This window comes from Cupriavidus sp. CuC1, from assembly GCF_044627735.1.
Lineage (GTDB): Bacteria > Pseudomonadota > Gammaproteobacteria > Burkholderiales > Burkholderiaceae > Cupriavidus > Cupriavidus ulmosensis.
Map to the genome: position 1 here is coordinate 57,898 of NZ_JBIUHC010000021.1, position 16,964 is coordinate 74,861.

The 16,964-nt window shown below is 66.9% G+C and carries 17 protein-coding genes; 13 read left to right on the top strand and 4 right to left on the bottom strand.

All coding sequences use genetic code 11. The features are described 5' to 3' along the window. Positions 1–44: 44 nt before the first annotated feature. Positions 45–917, bottom strand: coding sequence for a LysR family transcriptional regulator (locus tag ACGLHR_RS12000; protein ID WP_400094018.1), 873 nt, complete (start codon positions 915–917; stop codon positions 45–47). Positions 918–1,056: 139 nt separating this feature from the next. Here ACGLHR_RS12000 and ACGLHR_RS12005 point away from each other — a divergent pair, with 139 nt between their 5' ends. Together ACGLHR_RS12005 and waaC are read left to right on the top strand one after the other, a co-directional pair. Beyond that, positions 1,057–1,662 (top strand): cysteine hydrolase family protein, encoded by a 606-nt coding sequence (locus ACGLHR_RS12005; protein WP_400094051.1) that lies wholly within the window; start codon positions 1,057–1,059, stop codon positions 1,660–1,662. A gap of 196 nt (positions 1,663–1,858) precedes the next feature. Beyond that, positions 1,859–2,857, top strand: a complete 999-nt coding sequence (gene waaC / locus ACGLHR_RS12010) for a lipopolysaccharide heptosyltransferase I (RefSeq protein WP_267603738.1) — start codon at positions 1,859–1,861, stop codon at positions 2,855–2,857. Here the strand turns inward: waaC and ACGLHR_RS12015 are convergent. Beyond that, positions 2,808–3,308, bottom strand: a complete 501-nt coding sequence (locus tag ACGLHR_RS12015) for a lecithin retinol acyltransferase family protein (protein ID WP_400094020.1) — start codon at positions 3,306–3,308, stop codon at positions 2,808–2,810. The genes waaC and ACGLHR_RS12015 overlap by 50 nt on opposite strands. 431 nt (positions 3,309–3,739) lie before the next feature. On the opposite strand from ACGLHR_RS12015, the gene ACGLHR_RS12020 reads away from it, so the two are divergent. From ACGLHR_RS12020 to ACGLHR_RS12030, 3 genes are all read left to right on the top strand, one after another. Continuing rightward, positions 3,740–4,354: a TetR/AcrR family transcriptional regulator gene (locus ACGLHR_RS12020; protein WP_400094021.1), complete on the top strand. Its 615-nt coding sequence runs from the start codon at positions 3,740–3,742 to the stop codon at positions 4,352–4,354. 83 nt (positions 4,355–4,437) lie between these two features. After that, on the top strand, positions 4,438–5,673 hold the full coding sequence (locus tag ACGLHR_RS12025) for a YbfB/YjiJ family MFS transporter (RefSeq protein WP_400094022.1): 1,236 nt from the start codon (positions 4,438–4,440) through the stop codon (positions 5,671–5,673). A 92-nt stretch (positions 5,674–5,765) separates the two neighbouring features. After that, positions 5,766–6,887, top strand: a complete 1,122-nt coding sequence (locus ACGLHR_RS12030; RefSeq protein WP_267603735.1) for an NADH:flavin oxidoreductase/NADH oxidase — start codon at positions 5,766–5,768, stop codon at positions 6,885–6,887. A gap of 84 nt (positions 6,888–6,971) precedes the next feature. Here the strand turns inward: ACGLHR_RS12030 and ACGLHR_RS12035 are convergent, their stop codons facing one another. Beyond that, a complete protein-coding gene (locus ACGLHR_RS12035; protein WP_400094023.1) occupies positions 6,972–7,952 on the bottom strand; it encodes a Bug family tripartite tricarboxylate transporter substrate binding protein in 981 nt (326 codons plus the stop codon). An 89-nt stretch (positions 7,953–8,041) separates the two neighbouring features. Continuing rightward, the gene (locus ACGLHR_RS12040) at positions 8,042–9,139 is read right to left on the bottom strand and encodes a porin (RefSeq protein WP_267603734.1); all 1,098 of its coding nucleotides are present in this window, start codon (positions 9,137–9,139) and stop codon (positions 8,042–8,044) included. Between the two features lie 511 nt (positions 9,140–9,650). On the opposite strand from ACGLHR_RS12040, the gene ACGLHR_RS12045 reads away from it, so the two are divergent. The 8 genes from ACGLHR_RS12045 (at position 9,651) to ACGLHR_RS12080 (ending at position 16,962) form a co-directional block, all read left to right on the top strand. Beyond that, positions 9,651–10,538 (top strand): alpha/beta fold hydrolase, encoded by an 888-nt coding sequence (locus ACGLHR_RS12045; protein ID WP_400094026.1) that lies wholly within the window; start codon positions 9,651–9,653, stop codon positions 10,536–10,538. Positions 10,539–10,758: 220 nt separating this feature from the next. Next, positions 10,759–11,064, top strand: a complete 306-nt coding sequence (locus ACGLHR_RS12050) for a recombinase-like helix-turn-helix domain-containing protein (protein WP_267603731.1) — start codon at positions 10,759–10,761, stop codon at positions 11,062–11,064. Between the two features lie 107 nt (positions 11,065–11,171). After that, on the top strand, positions 11,172–12,233 hold the full coding sequence (locus tag ACGLHR_RS12055) for a Rieske 2Fe-2S domain-containing protein (protein WP_400094028.1): 1,062 nt from the start codon (positions 11,172–11,174) through the stop codon (positions 12,231–12,233). Beyond that, positions 12,226–12,996 (top strand): SDR family oxidoreductase, encoded by a 771-nt coding sequence (locus ACGLHR_RS12060; RefSeq protein WP_400094030.1) that lies wholly within the window; start codon positions 12,226–12,228, stop codon positions 12,994–12,996. Before ACGLHR_RS12055 ends, ACGLHR_RS12060 begins: the two co-directional genes overlap by 8 nt. A 16-nt stretch (positions 12,997–13,012) precedes the next feature. Continuing rightward, complete coding sequence (locus ACGLHR_RS12065; RefSeq protein ID WP_006157660.1) at positions 13,013–13,549, top strand: cupin domain-containing protein; 537 nt, start codon at positions 13,013–13,015, stop codon at positions 13,547–13,549. A gap of 59 nt (positions 13,550–13,608) precedes the next feature. After that, the gene (locus ACGLHR_RS12070; RefSeq protein WP_400094032.1) at positions 13,609–14,439 is read left to right on the top strand and encodes an IclR family transcriptional regulator; all 831 of its coding nucleotides are present in this window, start codon (positions 13,609–13,611) and stop codon (positions 14,437–14,439) included. Positions 14,440–14,444: 5 nt separating this feature from the next. After that, complete coding sequence (locus ACGLHR_RS12075; RefSeq protein ID WP_400094033.1) at positions 14,445–15,248, top strand: SDR family oxidoreductase; 804 nt, start codon at positions 14,445–14,447, stop codon at positions 15,246–15,248. Further along, entirely contained in the window at positions 15,241–16,962 is a 1,722-nt protein-coding gene (locus tag ACGLHR_RS12080; protein WP_400094035.1) for a thiamine pyrophosphate-binding protein, read from the top strand. The genes ACGLHR_RS12075 and ACGLHR_RS12080 overlap by 8 nt, the downstream gene beginning before the upstream one ends. The last annotated feature ends 2 nt before the right edge of the window (positions 16,963–16,964 follow it).

The window sequence follows — 16,964 nt, forward strand, 5'->3', positions numbered from 1 at the left end:
GCAACTATACTGCCTGCCTCTGCGTTTTCAACAGGTTCCGTGGCTCACGGGCATTGCCGCAATTCCCCGGCCAGCCAGTCGATCACGGGCCGGAACCGGGAAGCGCCGCGAAACTCCTGCGGATAAGCCAGCCAGATCTCCCGTACCACCTCCGGCACCTCGCGCACCAGCGCGAGCCGGGTATCGTCCCGCGCCAGGTAGTGCGGCAGCAGGCCGATGCCCAGGCCGCGGCGAATCGCCTCGCGCACGGCCAGCAGGTTGTTCGACTGGAACCCCGTGCGCGCTGCCAGTGTGCGCGTCCATTCGGATTCCGGCAGCGCCAGGCCTTCGTCCAGCAGGCCGCACAATGGCGCGGCGGCGAGATCCTGCTCGCGCCACGGGCCGGCGTCGGCCGGCCGTACCGGCGCATACAGGCCAAAGCCCATGCTGCCCGCGCGCTGCGCGATGGCGTCGCTTTCCTGAGGCCGCGCCAGCCGCACCGCGATGTGGGCGCGGCGCCGCGCCAGGCTGGCGATGCGGTTGTCCGTTTCCAGCCTGACCTCAAGTTGCGGGTGCGCGCGATAAAGCCCGAACATGCGTGGTGTCAGGAAGTGGCTGCCGAGCGCCGCGGTGCAGGCGATGCTGACCACGCCGGAGACACCGCTGCCGGCATCCTCCACTTCGCGCAGCAAGCGCTGCGCCGAACTCTCCATCTGCTGCGCCGCGGCGAGCGCCGAGCGGCCGGCCGCCGAGAGCGCGAACGCGCCATTGGTGCGGGTTGCCACGGGCTTGCCAAGGGCTGTCTCCAGCCGCCGGATGCGGCGGATCGCGGTGGCGTGCGTGACCTCCAGCTCGCGGGCGCAGGCCGAATAGTTGCCGGTGCGGATCAGCGTGGACAGGGTCAGCAGGTCGTCCCAGTGGAGTGAACGTTTTTGCACAATGGATGTGAGCCAGTTGAGAATTGGCGAACAGCATAGCGCGGCTTATCATCGCTTGCATGGTAGTCGCCCTCGTGGCGCCTGCCCACGAATCCCGGAGCCGTTTCCAATACCTGACGCACAAGCAAAAGGAGCCATGATGGCCACACCCTTTACCCTGCTCGACCTTGCCGGCGCCAGGCGCCTTCCTTCGGCGTGGGAGGCCGCTACGCTGGTGCTGATCGACCACCAGCGCGAGTATGTTGACGGCAAGCTCCCGCTGGTGGGCATGCCCGGTGCCATCGCGGCCTGCGGCGAGCTCCTGGCGCTGGCGCGCCGCCACGGCAGCCCGGTGGTGCACGTGGTGCATCACGGGCGGGCCGGCAGCGGCGGCGCCTTCGATCCCGAGGGCCCCTATGCGGCCATCATCGAAGGGCTGGAGCCGCTTGGCGGCGAACATACCGTGGTCAAGGGCCTGCCCAACAGCTTCGCCGGCACCACGCTGGCCGCCATGCTGGACAAGCTTGGGCGCAAGGAATTGATCGTGGCGGGCTTCCAGACGCATATGTGCGTCAGCGCCACGGTGCGCTCGGCGCTCGATCATGGTTATCGCAGCACGGTGGTGGCATCGGCCTGCGCCACGCGCGACCTGCCTGACCCGCTGGGCGGGGCGCCGCTCTCGGCGGCGGAGATCCACCGTAACTCGCTGGCGGCGCTGCATGACCGCTTCGCCACCGTGGTGGCTAGCGCTGCCGCCTGGGCCTGAGTTGGCCGCAGAGGGCTGATTGGCCTGACGGGAGGCGGCGGGCAGCGGATGTAGCTGGCTGGCGCCGGGTGCTGCGCGAACCCCATGCCAGACTGCCGCCGGGCTTGCAAATTGGTGCGCCGCCCATGGGGCTGGTGCATACTACGGCCTCGCTGCCAGCCGGCGAGACCCGTCCGCAACCCGATTTTCCATTTCCATGAAACGCATTCTCCTCATCAAGATCACCTCGCTGGGCGATATGGTGCACACGCTGCCGTTGGTGTCAGACCTGCGGCGCGCCTATCCCGAGGCCAAGATCGACTGGGTGGCCGATGCGTCGTGTGCCGATATTCCGCGCTGGGCCGTGGGCGTGGATCGCGTGATCGCGCCGCCGCTGCGCGGCTTCAAGAAATCCCGCAGCTGGGCCGACCTGCGTGCCATCTTTGGCGCGCTGTGGGCATTGCGGCGCGAGAAGTACGATGTGGTGGTGGACGTGCACGGCGTGTACAAGAGCGCCATCGTGGCCTGGCTCGCGCGCTCCAGCCGGCGCCTGGGCTACGCCGCCGAGTACCTTGGCGAGGCGCGTGCCGTGTTCGCCTACACGCAGATCTTCGGGCCGCATGGCGACGCCACCGCGCGCCACAAGATGCGCATGGTGGTGGCCAACGCGCTCGGCTATCCGCTGGATCCCGTCGAGCATTACGCGCTGCGCGTGCCCGCGCCCGCCGCGCCGCTCAACGTCGATGGCGTGCCGCGCGCGATGCTGTTCCACGCGACCTCCGTCGAGGCCAAGAAATGGCCCGCGCAGCGCTGGATCTCGGTCGGCCGCACGCTCACCGAGAGCGGCTACAAGATCCAGTTGCCCTGGGGCTCGCCCTCCGAGCGCGAGCAATCCGAAGCCTTGGCAGCGGAGATTCCCGGCGCCGAAGTCTTGCCGCGCATGACCATCACCGAATGCGCGCAGCGGGTGGACGCCGCCGCGCTGGTCGTTGGCACCGATACCGGCTTCGTGCACCTGGCCGATGCGCTGGGCAAGCCGTCTGTGATGCTGTTCACAGTCACCGACAGCGAGCATTTCGGCATCAACACCCCGGGGCAGTCCGTCTCCGTGGGCGCCCGCGGCGTGGTACCTGAGATCGCGGACGTGCTCGCCGCGATCGACCTGGTCACCGGTGGCCGGTCCAGGCCGCAATTGGCGTCCGCCAGCCTGGGCTGAGCATCGCCTGCCCCCCTGCCACCTGCGCGTTGCGCCACCACATCGCCACAAAGCCCCCAAGCAGACGCAGCGCACGCCACGGATGCTCAAGACAGCCTTGGACTTGTTCGCTGCGGCTCTCCCCGTAAAGGCACCACGCGCAGAAATGCTCGCAGTTGTTGGTCAGCAGGCGATAGCGGTTTTCGCCCAGGCGCGAGCGGGCACGGCTGACCGCCTCCTCGCCAACAGCGGGCGTTAGCGGGACCGCCTTGACCTCGATGACATGGCCAGCGGCGAACAGGGCCATCCCCAGTTCTTCCACCGGACCGCGCAGCCAGCCGCGCGACAGCCCGGCATAGTGCATCACCCTCCCGTTGCCCACGTAGATGCCATGGTGGCTGTAGCCACAACGTGGCGTGACGAGATGTGCGCCAAGCGGCGGCTCCTGCCTGCCTTCCCCGCTCCGTTCCATTGCCTGCCCCAGATGTCGCTGCCTGCCCGGCCATGCGCTGTTACTGCATGCGGCATGCCAGTGCGGCGGTGGCGTGACAGGACCTGCGCGGGCGGGGAGGGAATGCCCGCGCGACGCGAGAAGGTGCGGCGAACGCTGCCCGGAATGATCAAGTCGCACATGGCGTTTGATCAAATGATCCAAGCGCGCTTGGAAAACGCGGAAGGCCCAGGGGTTGAGCGCGCACCATGTGGAGTGTGCTGCGCTTTGCCTGCCGCCTCCGGGCCCAGGGACATGATCATTTGATGAAAACACCCTCCGATCCGGTTCGCTCGCGGCTCACCCTCGCATTTCATCTTGCGTTCTGTATCGTCCGATATATAATCAGTTCTGTATCGTGTGATACAGAATGTATCCGCCCCACCCAACGAGTCAGGCAAGCTGGAGCAACCATGGCGCGACCACGCGAATTCAATGAACAGCAGGTGCTGGAGGCCGCGGGAGACGCGTTCTGGGCCAATGGTTTCGAGGCCACATCCACGCGGGATCTCGTCAAATGCACGGGTCTGACCCAGCCCAGCCTGTATAACGCCTTCGGCGACAAGCGCGGCTTGTTCCTGCGCGCGCTGGAGCACTACCTCGAGCGCACCTTGCGTGAGCGCATCACCCGGCTGGAGTCCTCGCAATCGCCCGGCCGCGCGATTACGGCATTCTTTGGCGAGATCATCGAGCGCTCGGTCGCGGACGTACGGCACCGCGGCTGCATGCTGGTCAATGCCGCCGTGGAGTCCACACCCGGCGACGAAGCCTGCCGGAAAGGCATCGCCGACGAACTCACACAGATCCAGAACTTTTTCCAGCGCTGCATGCAAGCGGGGCAGGCGAGCGGCGAGATCCCCGTGGTATTGCCGGCAGCGGACGCGGCCGCGCATCTGCTAGCGGTGTTGCTCGGCGTGCGGGTCCTGGCCCGGGTCCGCCCGGAACGCGCGCTGCTGACGGGGCCCGTCGCGCCGGCGCTAAGCCTGCTTGGCCTGCCGCCGTTGCCCGACGGGCCACGCTCGGCATGATCCCGCACAAGCACAAGCACAAGCACAAGCACAAGCACACAAATACCAACACAAATACCACACCGAATCCGCAGGAATGCATCATGTCCGAGCACACCGCAACGCTCCCCGGTCCCACGGCATCCACACTCGATGCCCGCGCCTTGTACGCCACCCTTGCCGGCCTGTGCGCAAGCCTGGTCGCCATCGGCCTGGCGCGCTTCGCCTACACGCCGTTGATCCCGCCGCTGATCCACGCGCACTGGTTCACGTCATCGCAGGCGGTGACGCTGGGCGCGGCAAACTTTGCCGGCTACCTCGCCGGCGCACTGCTTGGCCGTCCGATCGCCACGGCACTGTCGAACCGTAACGCGCTGCGCCTGTTGATGATGATCGCCTCCGCCGCCTTCTTCGCCTGCGCGTATCCGCTGTCGGTGAGCTGGTTCTTTGTCTGGCGCTTTGCCTCCGGCGTGTCCGGCGGCGCCATCATGGTGCTGGTAGCCACCACGATCCTGCCGCATATCCCGGCCGCCCGGCGCGGCTTTGCCAGCGGCATGATCTTCCTGGGGCTCGGGCTGGGCATTGCTGCCTCCGGCACCATCATTCCCAGGTTGTTGCAACTGGGCTTGAAGGACACGTGGATTGGCCTGGGCGTGTTCGCGGCCATTCTCACCGCGGTGAGCTGGTTTGGCTGGCCGGGCGGGGCACCGGCGGCGCCGGCAGTGCCAGCGTCCAGCGTGAATGCGCGGCCGGCCAAGCGCGAGAACACCGCCATGCGCGTGTTGTACGGCCAGTACGCCGCGAACGCGCTGGGCCTGGTGCCCGCCATGGTGCTGCTGGTCGACTATGTGGCGCGCGGCCTCGGCCGGGGCGCAGAGATCGGCGCCGGCTACTGGGTCCTGTATGGTGTCGCGGCCATCGCCGGCCCCCTGGTGTGCGGCAACGTGGCCGACCGTATTGGCTTTGGCCCGGCCTATCGCCTCGCGTTGCTGTTGCAAGCGATTGCCGTGGGTACGCTTGCCTTGTCGGGCAACCCGATCCTGGTCGGCGTCGCCACCGTGGTGCTGGGCCTGTTTACGCCCGGCATCGTGCCGCTTGTGCTTGGGCGCATCCACGAGATGGTGCCGCACGACCATGCCGAGCAGCGCGCCGCGTGGAGCCGCGCCACCACGGCCTTCGCGCTGTTCCAGGCGCTTGGCGGCTACGGCTACTCGTACCTGTTCACGCTGTCCCACAACAACTACGCGCTGATCTTCCTGTGCGGCGCCACGGCGCTGGGCCTGGCGTTGATCGCCGATCTCGTTACCCGGCGCGCGCCGCTTGCGGTGGCTGCGCACTGAAATGGCGCGACGACGCAAAAAAACCAGGCGTTCTAGAATGCAAAGCCATGCATGCCGCAAGCCGGCGCCACAGACAGCAAGGAGTCTCTCCCATGAGTGAAAGTCAGTTATTCCAACCCTTTTCGATTGGCAATCTACGGCTGGAAAACCGCATCGTGATCGCGCCCATGTGCCAGTACTCGGCCGAGGAAGGCTCGGCGGCCGACTGGCACATGATCCACCTCGGCCAGCTCGCGTTGTCCGGCGCCGCGATGCTGATCATCGAGGCGTCGGCCGTGTCGCCGGAAGGGCGCATCACGCCGGGAGATCTCGGCCTGTACTCGGATGCGAACGAGGCGGCGCTCGGCAAGGTGATCAAGGCTGTCAGGGCGCATTCGCCGATTGCGCTGGCGATACAGCTGGCGCATGCCGGGCGCAAGGCATCGAGCCACGCCCCGTGGGAGGGCGGCAGCCAGATCCGGCCGGACCAGCCGCTGGGCTGGAAGACGTTGGCGCCATCCGCCGTGCCGCATGCCGAGGGCGAGGACGCGCCGATGGCGCTGGACCGCGCGGGCATGGACCGCGTGCGGGACGATTTCGTGGCCGCGGCCATCCGCGCGGCACGCCTCGGGCTCGATGGCATCGAGCTCCACATGGCGCATGGCTACCTGCTGCATCAGTTCCTGTCGCCGCTGGCGAACAAGCGCGATGACGAATACGGCGGCAGCCTGGAGAACCGCATGCGGTTTCCCATCGAGGTGTTCGACGCCGTGCGCGCGGCGTTTCCCGCGGACAAGCCGGTCTGGGCCCGCATCTCGGCCACCGACTGGGTGCCCGGCGGATGGGATATCGAAGGCACGATCGCGCTGTCGAACGCGCTCAAGGCACGTGGCTGCGCGGCCATCCATGTGACCACCGGCGGCGTTTCGCCGGCACAGGCGATCAAGCTGGGGCCGGGCTACCAGGTGCCTTACGCGCAGCGGGTCAAGGCAGAGGTGGGCTTGCCGACCATCGCGGTGGGGCTTATCACCGAGCCGGAGCAGGCGGAAGCCATCATTGCCAACGGCGAAGCCGATGCGGTGTCGCTGGCGCGCGCCATGCTCTACGATCCGCGCTGGCCGTGGCATGCGGCGGCCAAGCTTGGCGCGCAGGTGCATGCGCCGAAGCAATACTGGCGCTCGCAGCCGCGCGAGTACAAGGACCTGTTCATCGATGCCAGTTTCGGGCAGCGCTAGGGCGCGCTAAAAAGCAATCGGCGTCCGGTTCCCGCTCGGGAAACCGGACGCCGTTGCCGGGCACAGGATCAACGCGTTAGTTCATCAATCGGCCTGGATGCCGAACTCCTTGACGATCTTGGCGTAGCGTGTCGAGTCCGACGCGATCAGCTTGCTTAGCGCAGCGGGCTCGCCGCCAACGGGCGTGATGGCGATGGTTGCCATGCGCGCCACCACGTCAGGCATTTTCAGGATGTCGTTGACGTGCGTATTCAGCGTCTTCACCAGCTCCGGCGGCAGTCCCTTCGGCGCCAGCAGCGCCTGCCACGCGCCCACCTCCACATCCTTGTAGCCTAGCTCCGCGAGCGTCGGCACGTTCGGCGCGAACGGCGAGCGCTTCATGTCCGCCACGGCAAGCGGCACGATCGCGCCCGTCCCGATGTACTGCGCCACCGCGCCCAGCGTGGAATACGTCATCGGCACTTGCCCGCCGAGCACGTCGACCACCGCTGGTGCGGTGCCGCGATATGGCACCTGCGCGATATTCACGCCCGCGGCCTTGTTGAACAGCTCGCCAAGAATGTGCATGGGCGATCCGTTGCCGGGCGTCGCGTAGGTCTGCAGCGTACCCGCCTTGGCGCGCGCAACCAGCTCGGGCAGCTTGGTGATGCCCGTGCCTTTGTTGACGACCACGAACAGCGACTGCACGCCAAGCTGGGCAACCGGCGTGAAATCGCTGCGCACGTCGTAGCTGGCGCCCGTGCCGTTTCTGAGCACCAGCGGCGCGATCGCAACGGTGTTGGGCGCGACCAGCAAGGTGTAGCCATCGGCAGCGGATTTGGCGACGTACGAGCTGCCGATCGTGCCGGCGGCGCCGGTGCGGTTCTCGACCACCACGGACTGGCGCAGGCGCGCCGAAAGCTTTTCGGCGAGCAGGCGGGCCAGCACGTCGGTGTCGCCGCCGGCCGGGTAGGCAACGACCAGCGTGATGGGTTTGGTGGGGTAGGCCTGCGCCCAGGCGCCGCCTGCCGTCATGGCAGTCGTGGTCGCGATGGCAGCAAACAGGTTGCGAGTTGCGAGCTTCATAGGGAAACGCCTCCAGATTGACTTCGTGCGGGCATGCTGCGCGTTGCGCGCCGCATGCCCGCCGGTGCCGCGCAGCGACGCGCCGGCGCTTAGAACGTGTGCTTGATACCGATCATCGTGCCCAGCTGATTGCCGCCCGGCTTCGGGTTGGAACCCGTCTGGGCGCCGCTGACCGACAGGGCGAGTTGGCCGCCGTTGTCGATGAAGCCAGCCGTGGCGTACACGGAGGTGCGCTTGGAGAAGGCGTAGGTGCCGCGCAGCGCGTACAGCATCGCCTTGTTGGCGCTGTTGTGGTACTTGAGGTAGTAGACTTGGCCGGCCAGCGTGAACGCGGGCGTGATGTCATACGCCAGGCCCGCGTACCAGAGGTCGCTGCGCGGCGTCGGGCTGCCGTCATTGTCGCGGCGGATCACGCCCAGGCCCATCTTGGTCTTGGACAGCAGCACGTAGCCGTTGAGCGAGAGCCGGTCGTCCGTCAGGCTGCTTTTGGTCAGGCCGCCAAACGCGCCAGGCCCTCCGCGCAGCGAGTCATAGGCCGCGGCCACGCCCCACCACTTGTTGTCATACTGGAGCATGGCTGACCATTCGCGGCATTGCTTGCTGTCGGCCGCATTCTCGCCCGCGCAGTTGGTGCCGGCCGGGCTCGGGCCCGCGTTTACCGTGTCGCGGCCCATGCTATAGGTGGCGCCCAGCGTGAAACCGCCGAACGTGCCCTTGTAGGAGATGGCGTTGTCGGCTCGGGCATTCGGCAGGTAGCTGTCGAGGGAGCCGGAGCCGTACACGTTGGGCCCGAGAATGTCCGGATCCAGCGTGGCCCAGAAGAGCATGGTGTACTGGCGGCCCAGGGCGACCTGGCCCCAGGGCCCGGAAAGCCCAACCAAGGCTTGCCGGCCGAACAGCCGTCCGCCCTGGTTGGAGGTGCCGGAATCCGGGGCGAAGCCGGATTCGAGCACGAACAGGCTCTTTAGCCCGCCGCCGAGATCTTCCGTGCCGCGGATGCCCCAGCGCGACGGCACCGTGGCCGTCAGGGTGTTCACGCGGAACACGTTGTCCTTCGCCGCGCCAACATTGTTCACATACTCGACGCCGGTATCGACGACGCCATACAGCGTCACCGTCGATTGGGCCGAGGCCAGCATGGGTACTGCTGCTGCAAGGGCAGCCAGTGCAATCCGTCCAAGTTTCATCGTTCTACTCCTCTTCCTTTTCCTTTGCCGCCATGTCGTTTGGTTGGCGTTGCAGCGCTTCGTCAGGCCATCTCTGAGCCGGGTCGATGCATGCTTCTTGGCGCACTTTCCGGCTTCTTGTGTTTTATAGGTAAAACATCAGACTACATAAGAAACACCGAGCAAAATATAGCTGGTCATTTCGGGAAACACATGGGTGGGTAATCCCTAGTGATGTGGAGAAGCGACGAGTGGCCTGCACCAGAACGGCACGCCTGTGCACCTTGTCGCAGCACCTTGCTGCGCAAGAGCGAGGGCGCGCGCGCGCGCCGCCATGCCGGGGAGCCGCGCCTGTATTGGTACGCACGGCTGCGCAAGGCAGCTGCGCCAAAAAGGGGATCTGCGGTGCTCCGACATCGGCGCCGAGCCGGGCCTGGCGCAATTTTTTTTCGGAGGGGGTTAACCCGGATCAATTTCCAGATTCAGGCGGTCTATATTTCTTAGGTTTTATTCGCAAACTACGGTTTCATATATGGAACAAAACCATCAAGCGCAGGTACCCCAGCCGGCTGCCGAGATGCTTCGCGCACTCGATACCGGCTTCACCGAGCGGCGCATAGCGGACGGCCGCGACGGCGCGCAGCTCGCTTACCGGTGCGGCGGCAGCCGCGGGCCTGTGGTGGTGCTGCTGCATGGCATCAGTTCCGGCGCGGCCTCCTGGCTGCCGTGCGCAAGCCTGCTGGCGGCACACGCCCGCGTGATTGCGTGGGACGCGCCCGGCTATGGCAGTTCGCAGGCCCTGCCCATTGCGGCGCCCAAGGCTGCCGACTACGCACAGCGCCTGCAGGACCTGATGCGCGCCCTGGACGTACGGCCCGATGTGATCGTGGGGCACTCGCTCGGCGCGCTGATGGCGGCCGCCTATGTGGCCGAGGCAGGGCCGGAATTGCTGCCCGCGCAGTTGCTGCTGCTTAGCCCGGCGCAGGGATACGGCGGCCCCGGCAAGGAGGGCAAGGCACGGGATGTGGCGCGCCAGAGGCTCGATGCGCTCGCGGCCGTGGGCGTGGAAGGCCTGGCCGAGCGGGGTCCCGGCCGCCTGCTGAGCGCCGCGGCCAGCGCCGATGCGCAGGCCTGGGTGCGCTGGAATATGCGTCGCCTGGATCCGGACGGCTACCGGCAGGCGGTGGCGATGCTGTGCGGCGATGCCATTGACGATTACCTCGGGCGCCGGGGGCAGGGCGTCAGTGTGCGGGTCGGATGCGGCGCGCTGGACGTCGTGACGCCGCCGCCCGGGTGCGCGGCGCTGGCGGAGCGCTTCGCCTTGCCGTTCGAGCTGGTGCCGGATGCCGGGCATGCCTGCTATGTGGAGCAGGCCGGCCGGGTCGCGCAGTGGATTCGCCACGGGCTTGCCGTGGCTTAATCTTCCCTATCCTGTCCCGTCGTACCCACCCGCCTCAGGCCGCCGCGCCGACGCCGTGCCACGTTCCCGTGGCATCGGCTTATCTAGCGGGTAAACCCCAGTCAATTTTTGAAGTTTCGTTGTCTATAGTGGTGTCTGTGTTCAATATTTAAATCAGCGTTTTATAGGTGAAACAAAACGCTCGGTTAGCCGGTTGGCAATAAGGGAAAGGAGTAGCGCAATGGAAAACCTCGCATACAACCCGAATCTGGCGCCCTGGGAGCGCCCGGCTCCCAACAATGTCGCCGGCAAGGGCCACATCGAGCAGCCCGGCAAGGTGGCCAATATCGTGTGGCAGACCCGCGTCGCAGTGCCCACCGCCTACGAAGACGCGCTGGGCGATGCGCTGGAAGCCGCCTTCGAAGCCGGCGCGAAAAGCCCGGAAGACATCGTGCGTTCGTTCAACCAGGCGGGCTTGCTGGGCGCGGACGGCCAGGCCTGGACCGAAGAGCGCTTCCTCGCCGAAATGCGCCGCCTGGGCGCCTGAACGAGGCAGCACGCAGCAAGAACATCAAAGCGATTGCGCCGCGAAGGGCTGTAACAAGGCGCCCCTCGAAAGAGCGATCCAATCCGGTACCCGCAAGAGAGCAAACAATGGAATCGAACAAGCAAGCGCGTGCTGAGGCGCGCCTGAACACCGGCCTGCATAACTACTGGTATCCGGTATCGGCCGCGTGGGCGGTCACGCATGCACCGATCGGCATCACGCGCCTGGGCCAGAACATCGTGCTGTGGCGCGATGGCGAAGGCCAGGTGCACGCGCTGGAAGATCGCTGCCCGCACCGCGGCGCGCGCCTGTCGATGGGCTGGAACCTTGGCGATCGCGTGGCATGCTGGTACCACGGCGTGGAAGTGGGCGGCGATGGCCAGGTCAAGAGCGTGCCGGCCGTGGACAGCTGCCCGCTGGAAGGCAAGACCTGCGTGCGCAGCTACCCGGTGCAGGAAAAAGCCGGCGCCATCTTCCTGTGGTTCGGTGAACGCGCTCCGGTGCAAGCCGATGCGCTGCGCCTGCCGGAAGAACTGGAAAGCGACGAGCACACCAATTTCCTGTGCGTGGCGCACTGGGACTGCAACTACCGTTACGCCATCGACAACGTCATGGACCCGATGCACGGCGCCTACCTGCACGCGGTGTCGCACTCGATGGCCAGCGGCGAAAAGCAGGCTGTGATGGCCGTGCGCGAGACCGACACCGGCCTGGTGTTCGAGAAGACCGGCCAGCGCGGCGTGAACTTCGACTGGGTGGAGTTCGGCGAGACCGGCACGATGTGGCTGCGCCTGGCGATTCCCTATCGCGCCAAGGTGGGGCCGGGCGGTCCCTTTGGCATCGTCGGCATCGCCACGCCGGTGGATGAGGAGCACTGCATGGTGTTCTTCTGGCGCACCCGTCACGTGCAAGGCTGGGAGCGCGATGTCTGGCGCTTCCTGTACCGCAACCGCCTGGAAGGCCTGCACTGGGACGTGCTGGAGCAGGACCGCATGGTGCTGGAAATGATGGCGCCGAATGCGCGTGAGCATGAAACGCTGTACCAGCACGATGTCGGCATCACCCGCGTGCGCCGCCTGCTGCGCCGCCGTGCCGACCAGGAAGTCGCCGACGAGCCGGTCGCCATGTTGAAGCCCGTAGGCGCGGGCGGGGTGGCTAACCATGCCTGAGCTCGACCGCAACAACCTGCTGGCCGGCCGCCGCGTGCTGGTGACCGGCGCGGCGCGCGGGCTTGGCCTGGCCTTTGCCACCGCGATTGCCGAAGCCGGCGCCGCCGTCGCCATGGCCGACATCCTCGCGGACCGCTTGCATGAGGAAGCGGCTGCGTTGCAGGCCCGTGGGCTGAAGGTGCTGCCGTTCGTGCTCGACCTGGGCAACCCCGAATCGGTGACCGCTTGCGCCACCGCCGCGGCGGCCGGGCTCGGCGGCCTGGACGGCCTGGTCAACAACGCCGCAGTGACCGACTCCGGCGGCCGCGACGCCAGCGCGATCGACATCGCCACCTGGGACCGCGTGATGAACATCAACGTGCGCGGCACCTGGCTGATGACCACCGCCTGCCTGCCGGCGCTGCGCGCCTCGGGCCGCGGCGCCATCATCAACCTCGCTTCCGACACGCCGCTGTGGGGCGCGCCCAACCTGCTGGCGTATGTGGCCAGCAAGAGCGCCATCATCGGCATGACCCGTTCGCTGGCGCGCGAGCTGGGCGACGACCAGATCACCGTCAATGCCATCGCACCGGGGCTGACCCTGGTGGAGGCCACCGAATACGTGCCGCAGAACAGGCGCGACCTTTATCGCGAGCAACGCGCGATTTCCCGCGAGCAGCTACCCGAGGATGTTTCCGGGGCCGTGCTGTTTGCCCTCTCCGACCTGTCCCGCTTCGTGACGGGCCAGACGCTGGCCGTCAACGGCGGCTTCGTCATGCACTGAGCTAGAAGGAATCCAAATGAGCGATCTTTCCCAACAAGACAACATCAAGCGTTCCTGGGAGCAGCCGTCCGGCGCTTCCTTTGACCAGTGGATGGAGAGCCGCGTTGCGCGTTTCTCCACCCGCCGCTACGACTGGGACGCACTGAAGTTCCAGGCTGATTACGATCCCAAGTATCGCCGTGCGCAGATGCGTTACCTCGGCACCGGCGGCACCGGCGTGGCCACCGACACCAATACCGTGCCGTCCGAGAACTTCACCTTCTCGACCATGATCATCCCGGCCGGCCACGAAGGCCCGTCGCACCTGCACACGGACGTGGAAGAAGTCTTCTTCGTCATGCGCGGCAAGATCAAGCTGATCCTGGAAAAGGACGGCGAGCGATTCGAAACCATCCTGACCGACCGCGACCTGGTCTCGGTGCCGCCGGGCGTGTACCGCGAGGAAATCAACATCGGCGAGGAAGACGCGCTGATGTGCGTGATGCTCGGCGCCAAGAAGCCGATCACGCCGACGTACCCGCCCGAGCATCCGCTTACCAAGGTCAAGCGCTGAACCGCGCGCGGCCGGCGCTGCAGCCCAGGCGCCGGCCAAGTTGAAACACGAGCCCACTCATGACGCAAGAACGCCTGTCGGAAGACACCCAGGACAAGTACATCGTGCCCGGACTGGAACGCGGCCTGCGCCTGCTGGCCGAGTTCAGCCGGCGCGACCGTACCCTGTCGGCGGCCGACCTGGCGCGCCGGCTCAAGGTGCCGCGCTCAACCGTGTTCCGCCTGCTGGCCACGCTGGAGTCGATGGGCTTTGTCGAGCGCACCGACGGCGGGCGCGACTACCGTCTCGGCATGGCCGTGCTGCGCCTGGGCTTCGAGTACCTGGCTTCGCTGGAACTCACCGAGCTGGGGCGCCCGCTGCTGGACCGGTTGCGCGACGACATCCGTTACCCGTGCAACCTGGTGGTGCGCGACGGCCGCTCGATCGTCTATGTGGCCAAGTCGGTGGCGCCCACGCCGTTCAGCAGTTCGGTCACCGTGGGCACCCGCCTGCCGGCGCACGCCACCGTGCTTGGGCGCGTGCTGCTTGAGGACCTGACGCTGGCCGAGTTGCGCCAGCTCTATCCCGAGCCGCGCCTGGAAGCGTTCTCGCCCAGCACGCCAGGCACGGTCGAAGAACTGTTCGAGATGGTGCAGCGCGACCGCGAACGCGGCGTGGTGCTGCAGGAAGCCTTCTTCGAGGCCAGCATCTCGACCATCGCGGCGCCTGTGCGTGACCGCAGCTGCAAGGTGGTGGCCGCGCTCGGCGTGACCATCCCGGCCTCGCGCATCGATCCGGAGCAACTGGACATGATGGAAGAGAAAGTCAGAGACACCGCGGGCGAGCTGTCTCGCCTGCTGGACTACCGGCCGCGCGAACACGGCAAGGTGGTCAACCTGTATCGGGAGTGAGGACGATGTCCATGATTGAACTCGACGGCAAGGTTGCCGTCGTCACGGGTGGATCCTCGGGCATCGGCCTGGCCACCGTCGAACAACTGCTGGAGTCGCGCGCCGCGGTGGCGCTGTGCGGGCGCAACGAAGCGCGGCTGCGCGAAGCGGAAAGCGGCCTGCGCGCACGCTTTCCCGATGCGCGCCTGTACGCAGCTGCCTGCGACGTGCTGGATCCTGCCCAGGTGGCAGCCTTCGCCGCCGCCAGCGAGGCCGCGCTCGGCCCGGCCGACATGCTGGTCAACAACGCAGGGCAGGGCCGCGTGTCCACCTTCGCGAATACCGAGGACGCGGCATGGCTCGAAGAATTGCAGCTCAAGTTTTTCTCGGTGATCCATGCCACGCGTGCGTTCCTTGCGCAGCTGGAGCGCTCGGACAGCGCCGCCATCGTCTGCGTGAACTCGCTGCTGGCCGTGCAACCCGAGCCGCATATGGTGGCAACGTCGGCAGCGCGTGCCGGCGTGCATAACCTGGTGCGCTCGCTGGCTACCGAATTCGCCCCCAAGGGCATCCGCGTCAACGGCATCCTGCTCGGCCTGGTCGAGTCGGGGCAGTGGCGCCGCCGTTTCGAAGCGCGCCCGCAAGCCGAGCGCGACCTCGACTGGGACGCGTGGACCGCGCGCCTGGCGCAGCAAAAACATATTCAACTTGGCCGTCTTGGCCTGCCGCAGGAAGCCGCACGCGCGATCCTGTTCCTTGCCTCGCCGTTGTCTTCGTACACCACGGGCAGCCATATCGATATTTCCGGAGGACTTTCCCGTCATGCGTAACGAACAGCAACAAGTCACGGTGGGCTACGCCATCGCCGCCTTCCTCGAACAATGCGGCGTCAAGGCTGCGTTCGGCGTGATCTCGATCCACAACATGCCTATCCTCGACGCGATGGGCGAGCGCGGCAAGATCCGCTTCGTGCCCGCGCGCGGCGAAGCCGGCGGCACCAATATGGCCGACGCCTGCGCCCGCACCACCGGTGGCCTCGGCGTGTGCCTGACCAGCACTGGTACCGCTGCGGGCAACGCCGCCGGCGCCATGGTCGAAGCACTGACCGCCGGCACGCCGCTGCTGCACCTGACCGGCCAGATCGAAACGCCGTACCTGGACCAGAGCCTGGCCTACATCCACGAGGCGCCGGATCAGTTGACCATGCTGAAGGCCATCTCGAAGGCCGCGTTCCGCATCCGCAGCGCCGATACCGCGCTGAGCACCATCAAGCTCGCCGTGCAAACCGCGCTGACCGCGCCGACCGGCCCCGTCAGCGTGGAAATCCCCATCGACATCCAGGCCGCGCTGATCCCGATGCCGACCGACCTGCGCCCGCTGGCGATTCCCACCCATGTGCCGTCGGCCCATGCGCTGGACGAACTGGCCGAGCGCCTGTCCAAGGCAAAGCGCCCGCTGCTGTGGCTGGGCGGCGGCGCACGCCACGCCGGCGCGCAGGTCAAGCGCCTGCTGGCGCTGGGCTTTGGCGTGGTCACCAGCACGCAAGGCCGCGGCATCGTGGCAGAAGACGATCCCCGCTCGCTGGGTGCCTTCAACCTGCACAAGCCGGTGGAGCAGTTCTACCAGACCTGCGACGCCATGCTGGTGGTCGGCTCGCGCCTGCGCGGCAATGAAACGCTGAAGTACGAACTGAAGCTGCCGCGCCCGCTGTTTCGCGTGGACGCCGATGCCTCCGCCGAAGGCCGCTGCTACCAGAGCGACTACTTCGCCAGCGGCGACGCAGCGCTGGCACTCGACGGCCTGGCCGATCGCCTGGAAGGCAAGCTCAAGGTGGACCCGAACTTCGCCGCTGATCTGCGCCGCGCGCATGAGACCGCCATGGGTGGCCTGATCGACGGCCTTGGCCCGTACTCGGCGCTGGTCGAAGCGCTGCAAGGCGCCGTTGGCCGCAACTTCAACTGGGTGCGCGACGTCACCGTCTCCAACAGCACCTGGGGCAATCGCCAGCTGCGCATTTTCGACTCTCGTGCCGGCGTGCACGCGCTGGGCGGCGGCATCGGCCAGGGCCTGGCGATGGGCATCGGCGCCGCGGTGGGCGCGGCTGTCACGGCATCCGGCAAGAAGACGTTCTGCCTGGCCGGCGACGGCGGTTTCATCCTGAACCTGGGTGAGCTCGCTACCGCCGTGCAGGAGCGTGCCGACGTGGTCTTCGTGGTGATGAACGACAAGGGCTACGGCGTGATCAAGAACATCCAGGACGCGCAGTACGGCGGACGGCGCCACTACGTGGACCTGCATACGCCGGACTACGCGCAACTGTCGCAATCGCTGGCGTTGCGCCATCGCCGCGTCAGCAACCTGGCGGACGTTGGTGCGGCACTGGAAGAAGCCACCATCGAACCCGGTCCGTTCCTGCTGGAGATCGACATGCTGTCCATCGGCACCTTCAAGACCGCGTTCGCAGGCCCGCCGGTCAACAAGGAAGCCGACGCCGACGCTGAGAAGACCGCACGCGCGGTCGAACGCAGCACCGTGACCGCCTGAGG

What these genes read in the sequence shown, in the direction of transcription:
- ACGLHR_RS12005 (WP_400094051.1), top strand. Translation starts at nt 1,057, where the DNA reads ATGGCCACACCCTTTACCCTGCTCGACCTTGCCGGCGCCAGGCGCCTT.
- waaC (WP_267603738.1), top strand. Translation starts at nt 1,859, where the DNA reads ATGAAACGCATTCTCCTCATCAAGATCACCTCGCTGGGCGATATGGTG.
- ACGLHR_RS12015 (WP_400094020.1), bottom strand. Translation starts at nt 3,308, where the DNA reads ATGGAACGGAGCGGGGAAGGCAGGCAGGAGCCGCCGCTTGGCGCACAT.
- ACGLHR_RS12020 (WP_400094021.1), top strand. Translation starts at nt 3,740, where the DNA reads ATGGCGCGACCACGCGAATTCAATGAACAGCAGGTGCTGGAGGCCGCG.
- ACGLHR_RS12025 (WP_400094022.1), top strand. Translation starts at nt 4,438, where the DNA reads ATGTCCGAGCACACCGCAACGCTCCCCGGTCCCACGGCATCCACACTC.
- ACGLHR_RS12030 (WP_267603735.1), top strand. Translation starts at nt 5,766, where the DNA reads ATGAGTGAAAGTCAGTTATTCCAACCCTTTTCGATTGGCAATCTACGG.
- ACGLHR_RS12035 (WP_400094023.1), bottom strand. Translation starts at nt 7,952, where the DNA reads ATGAAGCTCGCAACTCGCAACCTGTTTGCTGCCATCGCGACCACGACT.
- ACGLHR_RS12040 (WP_267603734.1), bottom strand. Translation starts at nt 9,139, where the DNA reads ATGAAACTTGGACGGATTGCACTGGCTGCCCTTGCAGCAGCAGTACCC.
- ACGLHR_RS12045 (WP_400094026.1), top strand. Translation starts at nt 9,651, where the DNA reads ATGGAACAAAACCATCAAGCGCAGGTACCCCAGCCGGCTGCCGAGATG.
- ACGLHR_RS12050 (WP_267603731.1), top strand. Translation starts at nt 10,759, where the DNA reads ATGGAAAACCTCGCATACAACCCGAATCTGGCGCCCTGGGAGCGCCCG.
- ACGLHR_RS12055 (WP_400094028.1), top strand. Translation starts at nt 11,172, where the DNA reads ATGGAATCGAACAAGCAAGCGCGTGCTGAGGCGCGCCTGAACACCGGC.
- ACGLHR_RS12060 (WP_400094030.1), top strand. Translation starts at nt 12,226, where the DNA reads ATGCCTGAGCTCGACCGCAACAACCTGCTGGCCGGCCGCCGCGTGCTG.
- ACGLHR_RS12065 (WP_006157660.1), top strand. Translation starts at nt 13,013, where the DNA reads ATGAGCGATCTTTCCCAACAAGACAACATCAAGCGTTCCTGGGAGCAG.
- ACGLHR_RS12070 (WP_400094032.1), top strand. Translation starts at nt 13,609, where the DNA reads ATGACGCAAGAACGCCTGTCGGAAGACACCCAGGACAAGTACATCGTG.
- ACGLHR_RS12075 (WP_400094033.1), top strand. Translation starts at nt 14,445, where the DNA reads ATGTCCATGATTGAACTCGACGGCAAGGTTGCCGTCGTCACGGGTGGA.
- ACGLHR_RS12080 (WP_400094035.1), top strand. Translation starts at nt 15,241, where the DNA reads ATGCGTAACGAACAGCAACAAGTCACGGTGGGCTACGCCATCGCCGCC.